This window comes from Bradyrhizobium sp. USDA 4486 (assembly GCF_054057995.1).
In genome coordinates, this window is sequence record NZ_JBSRZV010000001.1 from 7,158,791 (window position 1) to 7,173,553 (window position 14,763).

The 14,763-nt window shown below is 65.5% G+C and carries 11 protein-coding genes and 1 pseudogene; 5 read left to right on the top strand and 7 right to left on the bottom strand.

Annotated features, from left to right (window positions below; translation table 11 throughout):
• The first annotated feature begins 363 nt into the window (after window positions 1-363).
• From ACVWY3_RS33835 to ACVWY3_RS33850, 4 genes are all read left to right on the top strand, one after another.
• Entirely contained in the window at window positions 364-2,985 is a 2,622-nt protein-coding gene (locus tag ACVWY3_RS33835) for a beta strand repeat-containing protein (protein ID WP_456842331.1), read from the top strand.
• A gap of 165 nt (window positions 2,986-3,150) precedes the next feature.
• Window positions 3,151-4,434 (top strand): autotransporter outer membrane beta-barrel domain-containing protein, encoded by a 1,284-nt coding sequence (locus tag ACVWY3_RS33840; RefSeq protein WP_456842332.1) that lies wholly within the window; start codon window positions 3,151-3,153, stop codon window positions 4,432-4,434.
• A 173-nt stretch (window positions 4,435-4,607) separates the two neighbouring features.
• Complete coding sequence (locus ACVWY3_RS33845) at window positions 4,608-4,823, top strand: hypothetical protein (protein ID WP_456842333.1); 216 nt, start codon at window positions 4,608-4,610, stop codon at window positions 4,821-4,823.
• Window positions 4,824-4,888: 65 nt separating this feature from the next.
• Window positions 4,889-5,011 (top strand): hypothetical protein, encoded by a 123-nt coding sequence (locus ACVWY3_RS33850; RefSeq protein ID WP_456842334.1) that lies wholly within the window; start codon window positions 4,889-4,891, stop codon window positions 5,009-5,011.
• A gap of 57 nt (window positions 5,012-5,068) precedes the next feature.
• Here the strand turns inward: ACVWY3_RS33850 and ACVWY3_RS33855 are convergent, their stop codons facing one another.
• Both ACVWY3_RS33855 and ACVWY3_RS33860 read right to left on the bottom strand, forming a co-directional pair.
• Window positions 5,069-6,973 carry a sensor domain-containing diguanylate cyclase gene (locus tag ACVWY3_RS33855; protein WP_456842335.1) on the bottom strand — a complete coding sequence of 635 codons (1,905 nt, stop codon included), beginning with the start codon at window positions 6,971-6,973 and terminating at the stop codon, window positions 5,069-5,071.
• Window positions 6,974-7,155: 182 nt separating this feature from the next.
• Window positions 7,156-7,377, bottom strand: a complete 222-nt coding sequence (locus tag ACVWY3_RS33860) for a dodecin (protein ID WP_456842336.1) — start codon at window positions 7,375-7,377, stop codon at window positions 7,156-7,158.
• Window positions 7,378-7,669: 292 nt separating this feature from the next.
• Here ACVWY3_RS33860 and ACVWY3_RS33865 point away from each other — a divergent pair.
• Window positions 7,670-8,166 (top strand): annotated as a pseudogene (locus ACVWY3_RS33865) (family 1 glycosylhydrolase); the annotation flags it as partial.
• A gap of 39 nt (window positions 8,167-8,205) precedes the next feature.
• Here the strand turns inward: ACVWY3_RS33865 and ACVWY3_RS33870 are convergent.
• The 5 genes from ACVWY3_RS33870 to ACVWY3_RS33890 all read right to left on the bottom strand — a co-directional run bounded on the left by ACVWY3_RS33870 (window position 8,206) and on the right by ACVWY3_RS33890 (window position 14,734).
• A complete protein-coding gene (locus ACVWY3_RS33870) occupies window positions 8,206-8,763 on the bottom strand; it encodes an HNH endonuclease (RefSeq protein ID WP_008543309.1) in 558 nt (185 codons plus the stop codon).
• 204 nt (window positions 8,764-8,967) lie between these two features.
• The gene (locus tag ACVWY3_RS33875; RefSeq protein WP_456842337.1) at window positions 8,968-9,945 is read right to left on the bottom strand and encodes a peptidyl-alpha-hydroxyglycine alpha-amidating lyase family protein; all 978 of its coding nucleotides are present in this window, start codon (window positions 9,943-9,945) and stop codon (window positions 8,968-8,970) included.
• 127 nt (window positions 9,946-10,072) lie between these two features.
• A complete protein-coding gene (locus ACVWY3_RS33880; RefSeq protein WP_456842338.1) occupies window positions 10,073-11,836 on the bottom strand; it encodes a flavin-containing monooxygenase in 1,764 nt (587 codons plus the stop codon).
• Between the two features lie 163 nt (window positions 11,837-11,999).
• Window positions 12,000-13,526 (bottom strand): acyl-CoA synthetase, encoded by a 1,527-nt coding sequence (locus ACVWY3_RS33885; protein WP_456842339.1) that lies wholly within the window; start codon window positions 13,524-13,526, stop codon window positions 12,000-12,002.
• A gap of 23 nt (window positions 13,527-13,549) precedes the next feature.
• Window positions 13,550-14,734, bottom strand: coding sequence for an ABC transporter substrate-binding protein (locus ACVWY3_RS33890; RefSeq protein WP_456842340.1), 1,185 nt, complete (start codon window positions 14,732-14,734; stop codon window positions 13,550-13,552).
• Window positions 14,735-14,763: the final 29 nt, after the last annotated feature.

Consider the following 14,763-nt stretch of genomic DNA (forward strand, 5'->3'; position numbering starts at 1 on the left):
GCGCGCATCTGCGCCAGCGCAGCCGGTCCGCGTTCGCCGTCATCCGCCGGCAGGCTCTCGTTCGCAACTGCTCCGTCCACGCCGTCCCCCGATGACACCGGCCGCGGACATAGATCATCCGGACTGACGACATCCACGCGCCGTATCTAGTGATCCGGACAATGTCGAGCAACCGCGTGGAAGTGGCAACGCCTGCCGCGGAAGTTGTGATGCGATTGCATCAGTGACGGCATGAATTCACGGCTGAGATTCTGGGCACATCGCGTATGCGGCCTGCCTGTTAAGGGGTGTCCCGATCCACTTGCCGCAGGCCCTGCCTCATTCTTGATCGCGTGCGGCACAGTTCGCGTCCGAGATTGGTTTATGACAGCCAGATTACAGTTGCTGGACCTGCCACGTCGATCGCTCGCCGCGCGTGCAGTCATGGTTGGCTGTGCGATTGTGGTGCTCGCGACATCGGAGTTGGTGAGCCTTGACCCGGTTGCCGCTCAGACCGTCCTCACGGCGAGCGATGGCGCCAGCTTGGTGGCGGCGCTCACCACCATCAACAACAATCCGAACACCAGCTACACGCTCAACCTCACCCAGAATATCACGCTGACCGGGACGACGATGCTGCCTGTGGTCATGAGCAACAGCACGATCACGATCAACGGCGGTAACAACACACTCGACGGCGGCGGCGTGCAGCACGGGTTCTTTGTCTACTCGGGAACGGTCTCGATCGGCAATTTGGCGATCCAGAACACGGTGGCGCAAGGCGGGGCCGGCGGCTCGTCAAGTTTCAGTTCCGGTGGGGGCGGCGGAGGGCTCGGCGCAGGTGGCGCGGTGTTCGTCAATACGGGGGCGAATGTCACCCTCTCGGGCGTCAGCCTCGCCAACAACAACGCCATGGGCGGCGCTGGTGGCTCATCCTTCTCGGGCGGCGCTCTGGTGGGGGGTGGCGGAGGCGGCGGAGGAATCTTCGGCGCCGGCGGTGCTGGCGGTAATAGCTCTGGCGGCGGCGGTGGCGGCTGGTCCGGCACGGGCGGCGCGGGTGGGGAAGGCGCCGGCGGCGGCGGCGGGGGTCTTGCGGGCAATGGTGGGACCGGTGGCGGGAACAACGTTGGGATGAGTTCCGGCGCTGGCGGAGGGGGGGGCCTGAGTGGCTCCGGCACAAACGGCAACCGCTCCGGCGCCGGTGGCGCGGGCGGCGCGCCGAATGGAGGATCGGGCGGAGCCGCGGGCAACGGGTCTACAAACGGAGGAGATGGCGTAGCTGGTGGGTACGGCGGCGGTGGCGGCGGTGGCGGTAACGGTAACGCGTTGGGCAACGGAGGCTCCGGGGGTACCGGAGGATTCGGTGGTGGCGGCGGGGGCGGCGCGTACGGCAGCACTGCGGGTAATGGAGGCAATGGCGGTGTCGGCGGCGGCGGCGGCGGCGGCGCGTACGGAAGCGGCGCGACGGGTGGCCCGGGCGGCCGCGGCGGGGATTTCGGCGGCGGCGGCGGCGGCACCGGGGCAAATGGCGGCGCCGGAGGTTTCGGCGCGGGTGGTGGCGGCGGCGGGTCGCAAGGCGCTTCTGGCGGCCCCGTTGGTGGCGCCGGCACTGCTGGTTTCGGCGGCGGCAATGGCGGTGCCAGCCTCGGCAACCAGGGCAGCACTCCCGGGAACGGCGGCGACGGTGGCTCGGCCTATGGTGGTGCCGTCTTCGTTCGCCAGGGCGGGACGCTCACGATCCAGGACACCTCCTTTGCGTCCAGCAACACGGTAACGGCCGGTGCGGGCGGCGCCGGTAACACGAACGGTGCGAGCGGTTCGGCCGCCGGCGGCGCTCTGTACCTGAACGGCGCTACCGCGACCTACAGCGTCAGAAGCGGCGGCAGCCAATCGGTTGCCAGCGATATCGCCGGAAGCGGCAGCATCATCAAGTCTGGCGCCGGGACACTGACCCTCAGTGCTGCAAATAGCTATAGCGGCGGCACGTCGATCACCGGCGGCCTAATCAAGTTCAGGGCCGCGAACAATTTCGGATCCGGCAACGTCACGCTGAATGGCGGCGGCCTGCAATGGGCAAGCGGTAACACGATCGACATTTCCGCCCGGCTCACCGCGATCGGCGCCGGCGGCGCCACCTTCGATACCAACGGCAACAACGTCGCGTTCGCCAACGCGCTCGCCGGCGCCGGCGCTCTCACCAAGACCGGCAACGGAACGCTGGCACTTTCGATAACGAATGCGTACACCGGAGGTACCACCGTCACGGCTGGCACGCTACACCTCACGGGCACCGGCACGCTTGGCGCCACCGGCGGAGCCACCACCGTGTCCGGCGGCACGCTCGATCTCGGCGGCACGACGCAGACGCAGGCTGCCATCAGTCTCTCGGGCGGCACGATCCAGCACGGCAATCTCGACGCGCCGATCACCTCGAGCGGCGGCACACTCAATGGCATCAGCGGCAGCGCCAGCCTGACGACGACAAGCGGCACGACGTTGCTGTCCGGCACCAACACCTATTCGGGCGTCACGACGGTTTCGGCCGGTACGCTGCAGCTTTCGGGCGCCGGCACTCTCGGTGCCACGACTGGTACGACGACTGTTGCGGGCGGCACCCTCGATCTCGGCGGTACGACGCAGACGCAGGCTGCCGTCGCTCTTGCCGGCGGCACGATCCAGAACGGCAATCTCAATGCGCCGATCACCTCTACTGGCGGCACACTGAATGGTATCGGCGGAACCGCGAGTCTGACGACGACGAGCGGCACGACCTTTGTGACCGGAAGCAACACCTATAGCGGTGGGACGACGGTGAACGGCGGCGTGCTCGATGTCTTGGGCACGCTCAGCGATCCCACGATCAACAGCGGCGGCACGCTGGCCGGCAGCGGTTCGGTCGGCGACACCTATGTCAACGTCGGTGGGAGGTTTGCGCCTGGCAATGGCATGCCGGGCAGCTCCATGACGATCACCGGCAACCTCGCCTTCCAGTCCGGCGCGATCTAGCTCGTTCAGGTCAGTCCCTCGGCGGCGTCCTATGCGAATGTCACTGGCACAGCGCAGCTCGGCAACGCCAAGGTCAATGCCGTCTTCGCAAGCGGCAGCTATGTCAGCAGGACCTACACGATCCTCAGCGCGAGCGGCGGCATCTCTGGGACGTTTGATCCGGCCGTGGTCAACACCAACTTGCCGTCCAGCTTCGGAACGAGCCTCAGCTACGAGGCCAACCATGTCTATCTCAATCTAGCGCTGATCTTTACAATTCCTGCCGGGCTCAACGCTAACCAGCAGGCGGTCGGCAATGCGTTGACGAATTTCTTCAACGCGAACGGCGGCATTCCGCTGGTTTATGGCACGCTGACGCCCGCAGCGCTCACGCAAGCCTCAGGCGAACTCGGCGCCGGCACGCAGCAGACGACGTTCCAGGCGATGGGCCAGTTCATGGGCCTGCTCACCGATCCTGTCGCGCGGCAGAATGGCGGACCAGGGGCAAGCGGTGGCGCGGCCGGCTTTGCGAACGAAGACAGCGCCAACGCTTATGCCGCGCGCACGCGCACCGATGCGTTCGCCATGGTCACCAAGGCGCCGCCGAAAAACGTCGAGCCGCGCTGGAGCGTGTGGGCCGCAGGTTTCGGCGGATCGCAGACGACGGGAGGCAATGCGATCGTCGGCTCGAACGATACTACGAGCCGCATCTTTGGTCCCGCCGCCGGGGCCGATTACCGGTTCTCGGCAGATACGCTCGCCGGCTTTGCGCTGGCCGGCGGCGGGACCAATTTCAGCATCGCAAACGGTCTCGGCTCGGGCCGCTCCGACCTTTTCCAGGCCGGCGCCTATCTGCGCCACAGCAATGGCCCGGCCTACGTCTCCGCGGCGCTTGCCTATGGTTGGCAGGACATCACCACCGATCGCATGGTGACGATCGCCGGCGCTGATCGCCTGCGCGCCGAATTCAACGCCAATGCCTATTCCGGCCGCATCGAAGGCGGCTATCGCCTCATCGCGCCATGGATTGGCGGCATCGGCCTCACGCCCTATGGCGCAGCGCAGTTCGTCACCTTCGATTTGCCGGCCTATGCCGAGCAGGTCGTCTCGGGCTCGCCCTCGTTCGCCTTGAGCTATGCTGCAAAAAGCGTCACCGACACGCGCAGCGAGCTGGGCCTGCGCAGCGACAAATCCTTCGCCATGCTGGACGGCGTGCTGACGCTGCGCGGCCGCGCCGCCTGGGCGCATGATTTCAATCCGGATCGTTCGATCGGAGCGACCTTCCAGGCGTTGCCCGGTGCCGGCTTCGTGGTCAACGGCGCGGCGCAGGCGCGCGACGCCGCGCTCACCACCGCAACGATCGAGATGAAATGGCTGAACGGCTGGTCGATGGGTGCAGGCTTCGAGGGAGAGTTTTCGAACGTCACGCGTAGTTATGCCGGCAAGGGTAGTGTGCACTACGCCTGGTGAATCCCGGCCTCTCGCGAGCGCCCCTCGAAAATATCAGCGTCAATGAGACGTACGGCATAACGCGTCTGTCGTTGGATTGCTACGTTCGGCACCAATGCGGCTTTTAGGCGAAGCCGCGCACCACACCATCGTCGCGTCGGTGGCTCAAGGATGCCGATCGTGGAGCTTTACCGATGACCGAAACGTCGTTTCCAGCGGCCGCGCTCGTTGGGTCCCGAACAGCTTTCCACCGCCGCCGGCGGCGCAAAGGCCTCTTGGAATTCCTGCTTCAAGCATTGCATCACTCGCGGCGAATGCAGGCCCGTCGCATCCTGGGACAATATGCCGACCTCATGGCGAAGCCTGTCCAGCAAGTCGATTCCGACATGTCCGGCCGGGAGAGCCACTAACGATGTCAGTTGGGGAGAGGTCGGCGCGCAAGAGCCTCGTTCAAATTCCGGTACTGAGCGACAATATGCTGCTCGCGATCATCGCGGTCGGCTTTTGCGTTCTCCACATCCTGACCGCAGTGTTCCTGATGCCGCCCTCCGGCACCGCCGCCGCGCCGCCCGAAAAATCTCTCGCGTTGTACGACTAGCGGGCCCGCGGCTGAGCACTCACCACCGTCCGCCACGCCTGGTCAGGCTTGGTCCGGTCAGGCGGTTCTGGCGGGCCAGGGGACAACCTGTCCCGACATCACCAGCCGGTCGCGGCCATTGTCCTTGGCGGCGTAGAGCGCGCGGTCGGCGGCAGCGACCAGTGCGCTACAGTCCATCGCGGTCTGGGCGGGCAAACTCGTCGCGGCGCCGATGCTCGCGGTCACCAGCCGCGACGGCGGGTTCTGCGCATGCAGAATGGCGAGGTCCTGCAGCGCCTGGCGAATCCCCTCACCGACCTCGGCGCAGCCGTCCGGGCCGGTGTTCGGCAGCAGCAGGGCGAATTCCTCGCCGCCGTAGCGCGCCGCGAGATCGGCCGGGCGCCTCGCATAGGCCGACAGAATCCGGCCCAGCGCGCGCAGGCATCCGTCGCCCGCCAGATGTCCATAATGGTCGTTGAACTTCTTGAAATGATCGACATCGATCAACAGAAGCGACAACTGCGTGCCGTCACGCCGGGCGCGCGCCCACTCCTCGGCAAGGCGTTCGTCGAACGTGCGCCGGTTGGCGAGGCCGGTCAGGCCATCGGTCGTTGCCAGCGAGGCGAGCTTGTCCTGAAGATCCTTCTGCTCGGTGATGTCGCGCACCACCGCGACGACGCCGTCGATCTCGCCGCTGTCCGACGCCAGGGTGACATGCAGCGCCGCCTCGGCCCAGATCTCGCCCTTGTCGCGATGACGCTGACGATAGACGAACCGGGCCTCCTCGGCTTCGCCGTTCTTCAGCGCGGCGATGGCCTGCTCGACCCGTTCCATGTCGTCAGCGTGAATGCCGGCGAGCGAGGAGGTGTCCAGCAGCTCCTCGGCGGACCAGCCGGTGATGCGCACGCACGCCGGAGAGACGTAGAGCAGCCGGTTGTCCAGCCCGATCCGGGTCACCATGTCGCTGGATTGCTCGGCCAGCAGACGGAAATTCGCCTCCTTGGCGATCAGGGCCTGAGCCATGCGCTGCCGCTGCAAGAGCTGACGGACCAGGTAGAAGCCGATCACCGCGATGAGCAGGACGAGGCCGAGGACGAAGGTCATGCGCGTGGTGGCCGCGCGCCACCAGGGCGCCAGCACGTCGTCCTGCGACTTGCTCGCCAGCACCATCAAGGGATAGCGGCTGCTGCGCTGATAGTAGCTCAGCCGCTGCACGCCATCGAGCGGCGACTTGAAATAGTAGACGGCCGCCGCGGGACGGCTTTGCCATTCCCTGAACAAGGGTGCATTGGACAGGTCGCGTCCGACGAAGGCGCCGCTCTCGTCGCGGCTGCGCGCCAGCATGATGCCGCTATTGTTCAGCAGCGACGCCGAGCCGTTCGGCCCGAAGTCGAAGCGCTCGTAGAACTTCATGAAATAGGCGACGTCGATCGTGAGCAGGGCGACGCCGGCGAAGCTGCCGTCGGGATGGTCGATCCGGCGCGAGGCGGTGATGATCCACTGCCCGCCCGCGCGGCTCCTGATCGGTCGCCCGATCAGCGTGCCCTTGTCCGGTGAGTCGCGGTGCTGCCGGAAATATTCGCGGTCACTGTTGTTGAGCTTGGAGAAATCGACATGCTCGGTCGTCGCGAGCCAGCGGCCGGTCTCGTCATAGACGAAGATGCCGCGGATGCGGTCCGATGATTTGCGGGTCGGCAGGTATGTCTGGAGCTTGGCGATGGTGTCGGGGCCGGTGCCGTCGAGCTCGAGCCGGTGCACCAGCCCGACCAGGATCGTATCGGCGAGCTCGAAGGTGTCGTCGGCGTGCTGGATCAGCGAGTGCGCCAGATTGGCGACGTCGATCTCGGCGTTCCTGAGCTCGGCATCGCGCGCCACCCATTCGCGCCAGGCGCTCAAGCCGAGGATCGCAGCGCAAATCAGCACGACGAAGCCCGCCGCCCAGAGCGGAAGGCGCGTCTTGCCGAGTTCCCGGCTGGTGACCATCAGGCTTGCTCCAAATCGGCGCAAACCTCTCACTTTCGCCTTAACGGCCTGTTGCAACATCCACGATGATTGTGCGGAGCCGTATTCGGCCGGAGGGAATCTCGACATTGCGACGGGTTGTGGTCGAAGGATGTTAACCAAGCCGCCGGCCGCGCAATGGCTTCCGCCTCCTGTCCGCCGCCTCATTCCTCCAGCGTGAAGCCGACGCGCAGCGTCACCTGGTAGTGGCGCACGGTGCCGTTCTCGATATGGCCGCGCGTCTGCACCACCTCGAACCATTTCATCTCGCGAACGGTCTTGGCCGCGCGGCTGACCGCGTTCTTGATCGCATCGTCGATCGAGGCCTCGGACGATCCGACCAGTTCCAGGATCTTGTAGACGTGATCCTTCTCGGTTGCGGGCATGACGGTTCTCCCCTTGTGTGGCGGCGTGACCTGGATGCTTCGTCCGCAAGCCCGTCGGTTTTCGCGAGACATGCGGCATCAATTGAACGGATGCCGGCGTTTCGGGTTCCCTCGGGCGACGCTCGACTGCCCGCGAGGTTTTGCGGATAGGATGGGGAAAGCGTGCAGGTCTGGTTTTTGTAAGTGCACGAAAATCTGGCTCGCATGTCCGGGCAGCGCGCGCCGGCCGCATGGTCGCACTTGCCCGTCCGAATGCGGGCGAGTTAATTTCTGCGCCTTTCCTGGCATGTTTCCCAAGCGGCTCGATTTCTACAACCGTCTCGTCGCGAACGGCATCACGCCCTGCGCCACGCTCTATCACTGGGACCTGCCGCAGGCGCTGCAGGACCGCGTTGGCGGCTGGCAGTCGAGCTACACTTCGCGGCGCGCCTGACCGATCGCGTGAAGACCATCTTCGCCGTGAACGAAGTCGGGCGCTTCGTGAATTTCGGCTATGGCTGGGGCATCGACGCGCCCGGCCTCAAGCTGCCGGCGGCGCAGCTCAATCAGGCTCGCCATCACGTCGCGCTGGGATACGGGCTCGCGGTGCAGGCGATCCGCTCCTCCGGGCGCGCCGGCACACGCGTCGGCGCGGCCGAGAACATCGCCGCCTGCGTGCCGGCGATCGCGACGCCGGACAACATCCGCGCCGCCGAGATCGCGACGCGCGAGCTCAACGCCGGCTTCCTCGGCGGGGTGCTGGAGGGCAGATACACCGGCGGCTTCCTCGCCTATGCCGGTGCGGATGCGGTTATGGCGCGGAATGCGATCGCGATGTGAGGTCGGCCTCTACGGATCCAGCTCCGTATCCCAGTAGAGATAGTCCAGCCAGCTGTCGTGCAGATAGTTCGGCGGGAACAGGCGGCCGTTGCGGTGGAGCTGGTGCACCGTCGGCGCGAACGCGCTCTGGCGTGGAAACATCTTGGCCTGCGCCGGGGTGAGATTGCCCTTGCGCAGGTTACAGGGCGAGCAGGCCGCGACCACGTTCTCCCAGGTGGTCTGGCCGCCTTTGCTGCGCGGGATGATGTGATCGAAGGTGAGGTCTTCGGGCGAGCCGCAATATTGGCAGGCGAAACGATCGCGCAGGAAGACATTGAAACGGGTGAAGGCGGGGTGGGTGGTCGGCTTGACGAAGGACTTGAGCGAGACGACGCTGGGCAGCTGCATCTCCAGCGTGGGACTTCGAACAGCCTGATCGTAATGTGCGACGATGTTGACGCGGTCGAGGAACACCGCCTTGATCGCGTCCTGCCACGACCACAGAGACAGTGGGTAGTAACTCAGCGGCCGGAAGTCCGCATTCAGGACCAGCACCGGCCAACTGCCTTGCGAGACATGTGCGTTCAAGTAACGCTCCTGGCCTCCAATGTACGCTGCGAAGCAGCATGTACTGACATACTACATGCAGCGTGACGGGATTGTGAAGCCCGTCGAGCGACTTATTCAGGCGCGAGCAATGCGGCGGCGGGGTGGCAACCGCTCAAAAACGCCGCGATTCGGCAGGGTCATGCGAGGCCGGTCCGGAACCGCAAGGCGTGCCTCGCCGGTGCCTCATTCCCGCACCCGTTCCAGCTTCTGCAGACAGCGCGTGGCGCGTACCGCGGCGGGCATCTCCTCGTCGGGAAAGCTGCTTTTCCAGTTGGTGACGCCGACTTCGCCGACATAGATGTCGCCCCTCGAATCCAGCGCGATGCCGTGCGGCGCCAGGAATTTTCCGCTGGAAACGCCTGGGCCTTGCTCGCCGCCGAGACGCGCAATGCGCTTGCCCTGTGCGTCGACGATCGACAGCCGAGGGCCGAGATTGGGCACATTGCGGTTGATGTCGAGGCCGGGGCCGAGCTCGCCGATGACGAAGGTCGGGCTCTTGGCCCCGCTGCAGCAGCACAGCGCACAGGGCCGGTGCAAATTGTTCCACTGCGTTTCGTACTTGCCCTCGCCATTGAACACCTGCACGCGGTGGTTCTCGCGGTCGGCGACATAGATCCAGCCGTCGGCATCGGTCGCGATATTGTGCACGATGTTGAACTGGCCGGGATCGGTGCCGGGCTCGCCCCAGCTCTTGATCAGCTTGCCGTCAGGGGTGAACTTGTGGACGCGCGCGTTGCCATAGCCGTCGGAGACGTAGATCTCGCCCTTCGGCGACAGTGCCGTGTGAGTGCAGCGGTGGAACGGTTCGCCACTCATGAACGGTGCCGGCTTTGCGGGAATGCCGATCGTCAGCAGCACCTTGCCCTCGGTCGTGCATTTGCGCACGGTGTGGTCGCCATCGTCGGTGCAGTAGAGATGGTCGTCGGCATCGATGTGTAGCCCGTGCGCGCGGGAGAAAAGACCTCCGCCCCAGCTTCGGAGGAAATTGCCCTCGCGGTCCAGAACCACCATCGGATGGGCGCCGCGATTGAAAACGTAGACGCGGTCCTTGCTGTCGACGGCGACCGAGGCGACGTCGGTGAGCTGCCAGCCCTCGGGCAGCTTCGCGAAATTGTCGACGACGCGGTAGCGGTGCTCGCCGGTGCCGAGAATGACTGGCATGGGATGTTCTCTCCTCTTGTCGTTCCAAGGCACGCGAAGCGTGAACCCGGAATCTATCGGGCCGCGCGTCCCGAAGTGTCCATGGATCCGGGACCGCGCTGCGCGCGTCCCGGAATGACGGCTGTGGTTATGTCCGCCCCAAAATCCCTTCCTCGATCGCCTTGATCTGGAGCGCGAGATATTTCGAGTTGATGCGGCACTGCGCGAGGCTGCCGGCGATGAACCACAAGCCGGGCTGCTTGGTGCGCGCATACATGTTGCGCAGCTCAAAGCCGTCGCCAAAGCCCCAGATCGGGCCGACGCGGTCGGCGATGGCATCGCCGAACAGTTTCCGCACCAGATATTCCTGCGGCTTGTAGCCGGTCGAGAGCACGATGAGGTCGGCCGGAACAGTCGTGTCGTCCTTCATCTCTGCGCCCGTGGCTGTAAAGCCCTCGATGTCGGAGAACTGCTTGAGCTTGATCGCGCCCTCGACGATCAGGTTGGAGCAGCCGACGTTGAAGTAATAGCCGCCGCCGCGGGTGAGGTATTTGAACTGCCAGCCGGTGCCGGCCTCGCCGAAATCGAGCTTGAAGCCGACACGCGAGAGGCCCTCGAGCAGCTCCTTGTCGAGCTGCTTCGATTGCTCGGTCAGCATGACATGGGTCTTCTTCGCGAGCGGCGTCGGCATCGAGGCCGCGATCAGATCATTGTCCTCGAGCGTGCCTTCATTGTAGGTCGCGTAAGCCAGCTGGGCCGACGGCTCGATATTGGTGACGAGGGTGGGCGAGCGCTGCACCAGCGTCACCTCGGCGCCGCTGGAATAAAGATCCTGCGCGATGTCGTGGCCGCTGTTGCCGGTGCCGATGACGATGGCGCGCTTGCCGGTCCAGTTCTCGCCGTCCTCATAGCGGCTGGAATGCAGCAGCGTGCCTTTGAAGTTTTCGAGGGTCGGAATGTCAGGAACATTGGCAATGCCGCTGACGCCGGTCGCCATGATCACATGGCGTGGATGCATGATGCGCTGGCTGCCGTCGGCACGGCGCAGCGTCGCGGTCCAGCAGCCCTTGGCCTCGTCATAGGCGCCGCCCTCGAATTCGGTGCCGGTCCAGAAGTTCAGCTCCATCGCATCGACATAGGCTTCGAACCAGTTGGCGAGCTTGTCCTTGGGAATATAGACCGGCCAGTTCGGCGGGAACGGCATGTAGGGGAGGTGATTGACCTGCACCTGATTGTGCAGCGTGAGCGCGTGATAGCGCTTGCGCCAGTTGTCGCCGATCCGCGCCCCGCGATCGACGATCAGCGTGTCGATCTTGAGCTGCTTCAGCCGTGCCGCGATCGCAAGCCCGGCTTGGCCGCCGCCGACCACCAGCACGACGGGATCGCGATCGGCATAGTCGCGCGAGGCATTGCGCTGGTCGAGCCAGTTGGGTCCGCGAAAATCGCGCGAATAGGCCTGGCCGCGCGGCCGCGACGTACCGAGCTGTTCCTCAAATCCCTTAAGCTCGTCGAGCGCGGTGAGCAGCGTCCACGCCTTCAGCCGGTCGCCGTCGGTAGCATCGGGCACGAGCCGCACGATACCGCTGCCGCGGCCGAGCTTGGTCTCGAAATTGAAGATCGCCTCGACGTTGTTGGTGCCGGCGCGCATCACCCAGCGCGGTGGCGCACGGTTCGGCGCGATCTTGAAATGGGTCGGCGCCGCCTCGGGCGCGTGGGCCGCAAGCTCCTGCGTGATCGCATCGTGGCCCGCGATTGTCTGCAAGTTCCAGCTCAGCGCCAGCACATCGCGCCAGAAGCCGTCAGTGACGAAGAGCGGGCCCAGCGTCGCGGGATCAGGTCTGCTCAGGATGCGCTCGAATTCGTCGAGCCAGCCTTGCGCGGCGATGGAAATATCCTGCGTCCGGTCCAGCATGGGCGACCTCATGGCCGTCTTCGCGGCGTTTCCTCAGAGATCGAACGCTATACGGTTTCGCCGCCAGCCAAAAGCCGCGAACCCGCGCGAGGCCGGAATGCGGCCCTGCCCGGGCGGAATATGGCTCGGAATTCCACGCGCGCGGACGCGGGCGGAGAGCGACCTAGGTGCCGCCCGGCCTGCGGTTCGCCCAGTAGGGGTCGCGCAGCTTGCGCTTGAAGATCTTTCCGGTCGCCTCGCGGGGCAGCGCCTCCAGGAACTGGACTTCCTTCGGCACCTTGAAGTTGGCCAGCCGCTCGCGCAGAAAAGCCTGCACCGCTGCGGCGGAGAGCGGCTCGGCCCCATCGGGCTCGATGCAGGCGCACAGCCGCTCGCCAAATTCCGCGTCGGGGATGCCGAACACGGCGCAATCGCGCACTCCTCGCATCGCGATCAGCACGTTCTCGATTTCGGCGGGGTAGATGTTCACGCCGCCCGAGATCACCATGTCGCGCTTGCGGTCGCACAGGAACAGATAGCCGTCCTCGTCGAGATAGCCGACGTCGCCGACGCTGACGAGACCGTCGCGCCCGGCCTCGGCGCGCGCCTGCGTCTTGCCGTGATAGTCGAAATCGGGCACCGCGGTCTGGCGCATGTAGATCTCGCCGACCTCATTCACGTCGCAGAGGCTGCCGTCGTCGCGAAATATCTTGACGATGCCGCCTTCGATGGCGCGGCCGACCGTGCCGGGCTTCTTCAGCGCCTCTTCCGCCGAGTGCCAGACCGGGATGCCGGTCTCGGTCGAGCCGAAATATTCGTTGATGACCGGTCCCCACCATTCGATCATGGCCCGCTTCACCTCGGGCGGGCAGGGCGCCGCGCCGTGCACCACGAAGCGCAGCGACGACAGATCGTAGCGCTGCCTGACCGCATCGGGCAGGCGCAGCAGACGGACGAACATGGTCGGCACCATATGGATATGCGTCACTCGATGGCGCTCGATCAGCGCCAGCAGCTCCTCGGCGTCGAAGCGCGGCTGGAGGACGATGGTGCAGCCGTTGCGGAACGCCATCATGCTGTAGGAATGCGGCGCCGAGTGATACATCGGCCCGTTGATCAGCACCACCTGGCCCTCGCGCGGCTTGATGCCATAGGCGATCGCGCCGACGCGCTCGGAGGCGGCGGCCTGCTCCGGCTGCATCGGCATGCGCCGCACGCCCTTCGGCATGCCCGTGGTCCCCGACGTGTAGATCATCGGCGCGGCGCGGCGTGGCGGCTCCTGCATTTCCGTGTGGCCGTCGCGCCAGCGGTCCCAATCGGCGAGGCCCGCCGGGACCTCGGTCAGCTCATGGGGAATGGCGAAGGTCGTGGCCAACTCGGGCGGGGTCGCGACCACGAGCAGGTGGACATCCTCCGGAATGCCGCCGCGAATTTGCGGCAGCAGGTCGGCGTGGCAGATCAGGATCTTCGCGCCGCTATCGGTCAGGATGTAGCGGACCTCCTCGGCCTTCAGGTGCCAGTTGATCGGCACGACGGGGCTGCCCAGGGCGGCCGAGGCCGCGACCACCTCGAACAAGGCAAAGTCGTTGCGCAGCATCATGGCAACCGGCGCGCCTTCGGCAAGGCCGAGGGTGCGCAGTCCGCGCGCCGCGCGTTTGATGCGGGCCTGGACCTCGTCGTAGCCGATCCGGCGCTCGCCGCTGATGATCATGGTCTGTCCTGTTCCGTTCGAGGCTAGCGATCGTCCAGCACGTCGCCGAAGCCGACCCAGCTCTTGCCGTTGAAGCGCCGGAGCTGAAGCTGCTGGAACGGCAGATAGTCGTCGGGGCCGGTGGTGACGGACATGCCGGGCAGCAGCAGCGGCAGCTTCACCTCTTTCAGCGAGGCCGCCTGGCGCATGATGTTGTCGCGGCTGAAATCATCCTTGCACGCCTTCAGCACCGTCATCAGCAGCGTCGCGTAATGGTAGCCGGCCGCGTAGTTGGAGTTGGAGAGGTCCGCATTCGGCAGGTACTGCTTCATGAAGGCGAAATACTCCTTCACGCCGGGATCGCTGGCCCATTGCGGATCCATCGTGTCCTTCTGGTTGCTCGACGAGATCAGGCCGACCGCGTTGTCGAGCCCGGCCGGCTCCAGGAACGAGATCGACGAGGCCGAGGTCGGCACGAAGAACAGCTCGGGTTTCCAGCCGATCTCGGCGACGCCCTTGATCATCTGCGAGGTGAACTTGCCGAGCACGACGCCGAACAGCACGTCGGCGCCCGATGCCTTCAGGGTCGAGAGCTGCGAGCTGATCGTCGGTGCGCTGGTCTCGTAGGTCGCTTCGGCAACGATCATGCCGGCGGCCTTGTCGCCGAGCGCGCGCTTGAAGCCCGCGACATAGTCGCGGCCGAAATCGTCGTTCTGGGAGAGGATCGCGATCTTCGCGCCCGGCTTGGTGCGCAGCACGTGCTTGGCATAGACTACGCCTTCGGATTCATAGGCGGCCATTCCAGGCATGGTCCACGGATATTTCTGCGGATCGGCCCATTTGGTCGCGCCCGAGAGCACGAACAGCTGCGGCACCTTCTTGCCGTTGAGGTAGCGCTGCACGGCGCTGTTGGTGGCGGTGCCGAGCGAGCCGAACATCATCAGCACCTCGTCCTGCTCGACCAGCTTGCGGGTCTGCTCGACCGTCTTCGGCGGCGAATAGGCGTCGTCCAGGGTGATGAACTTGACCTTGCGGCCGTTGATGCCGCCTTCGGCATTGATCTTCTCGAAGAACGCTTCCTGCGTCCGGCCGATCGCGCCGAAGCCGGAGGCCGGGCCGCTATAGGGCAGGGTCTGTCCGATGCGGATCTCGTCGCTGCCTTCGGCGTGGGCGCCGCCGCCGGCAAGGGCCAGCAGGGACAGGCCGATCAATGCGGCTGTCAGCTTCATGATGTCCTCCTGTTTTTGTTGCCAGTCCG